Annotated in this window: 2 protein-coding genes; one reads left to right on the top strand and one right to left on the bottom strand. The window is 60.3% G+C overall.

Translation table 11 applies throughout. From position 1 onward, the window contains the following. Positions 1–1080: hypothetical protein (locus WCA53_RS27265; RefSeq protein ID WP_423918068.1), on the top strand; the 1080-nt coding region annotated here is incomplete at its 5' end. Between the two features lie 74 nt (positions 1081–1154). On the opposite strand, the gene WCA53_RS27260 is transcribed toward WCA53_RS27265, so the two are convergent. Further along, positions 1155–1418: a hypothetical protein gene (locus tag WCA53_RS27260; protein WP_423918065.1), complete on the bottom strand. Its 264-nt coding sequence runs from the start codon at positions 1416–1418 to the stop codon at positions 1155–1157. Positions 1419–1615: the final 197 nt, after the last annotated feature.

Raw genomic sequence — 1615 nt, 5'->3', positions numbered from 1 at the left:
CAATTTGACAACTCGGTCGGATATATCGGCCTCAGCAATAAGACTTTCGGAACGCTCACCGTCGGCAGGGTGACATCGCTGACGCTCGACGGCGTCATCGCCTACGACCCGATGGGCGGCTCCTATGCGTTTTCTGCGCTTGGCTATTCCGGCTCCTACGCCGGCTTCGGAGACACGGAAACCAACCGCGCCAACACCGGCGTGAAGTACCGGGTAAACTACGAGAACTTCCACGGCGGGGCCTTGATGCAGTGGGGTGGGTATGCCCAAGGCAACGGCACGACCGGCTTCTACCAGGGCGATGTCGGCGCCGACATCGAAGGCTTTGGCGGCCTCTTCTCGGTGGACGTCGTCGGGAGTTACGCCCAGAACGCGGTCAGCCTCTCCAACTTCACCGGCGCCTGCTCCACGGTCGCCAAAGGCCCCTTCAAGGGCCAGACCGGCTGCACCAGCGGGATCCCGAACTTCTATGGCCCCGACGACCTGAAAGCGACGCTGTCCAACAACAGCGGTCTTATGCTGCTCGCGAAGTACAGGTGGGGCCCAGTGACGCTCTCAGGCGGCTGGATGTGGTGGCAACAAGCCAATCCCAGCGACAACTATTTGAACGGCTTCCAGACACTCGGCGGCTATAGCGTTCCTGCAACCATCGTTACGAGCGACAAAGCGCTCGCGAAACTCTTTCCGACCGCATGGACCAACACCACCGCCTATAACAGAGTGAGGGTCGTCAACGTCCCCTTCATAGGCGCCAAATATGCGGTCAATTCCCAACTCGATGTGAGCGGCGCCTTTTACTACGAGAACCAGAACAACTATAATTCCTCAACCACGCCCTGCGCCTATGCCAAGACCAGTTTTGTCCAGGCAAGCGGGAACGTCCTCAACGTCGTCCGCGCGAACAGCAACGCTTGCGCCGGCACGCAATACGCGATTTCGGCCATGGTCGATTACCGGCCGTTGAAGCGGGTCGATCTCTACGCCGGCGTGATGTTCTCGAACGTCTATGGCGGTCTGGCGAACGGGTTTTTGGCGACCCAAAACATCGCCCCGACCGCCGGCTTGCGCGTCAAGTTCTAACCTTAGCCTCACCGAGGGGGAGGGCTGACTGCGGCGCCTTAGCTCTTCGGCGTCCTAAGTTATCTTCGGCCCCACTACCGGCGGTCGATGCAGCCCCATCTCATGCAATCGTCGGGATTACGGCTTAGGCCATCGGTCCGATGGATGTTGTAAGGCTCGTGTTGATAGGGGTTCGGGCTTCTGAACACAGTCGGCAGCTGGTCCGGGGGAAGCCGCAATGCGGCCCGCAGCGTCATGACCGGAATGCCTCGATCTTGTGCGCGCACCGCAATGGGAGCCGCCAGCGAACCCGCCAGGGCAGCCACAATCACCAGCCGGCTCAGGGGCGATACCCTCATTCTTGCCTCCTCTTCGCTTCGGCAGGACGGTACACGCATGCGCGCCGTCGCATCATGACCCTCAAGATATCGGGCGGCGGGCCCTAAAAACAAATAAATTCCAATTTATGGCGGGCCCCCATCGCCGACGCCGGAGTCAGCGGTTCCTTAGCCTCTCTTTCGCGCTTCGGTGACTGCAGTCGCGTTGTTCGTTAGTT

Source organism: Caballeronia sp. (assembly GCF_049581465.1).
Taxonomy (GTDB): domain Bacteria; phylum Pseudomonadota; class Gammaproteobacteria; order Burkholderiales; family Burkholderiaceae; genus Caballeronia.
This window is presented reverse-complemented; position numbering and strand designations above follow the sequence as displayed.

What these genes read in the sequence shown, in the direction of transcription:
- WCA53_RS27260 (WP_423918065.1), bottom strand. Translation starts at nt 1,418, where the DNA reads ATGAGGGTATCGCCCCTGAGCCGGCTGGTGATTGTGGCTGCCCTGGCG.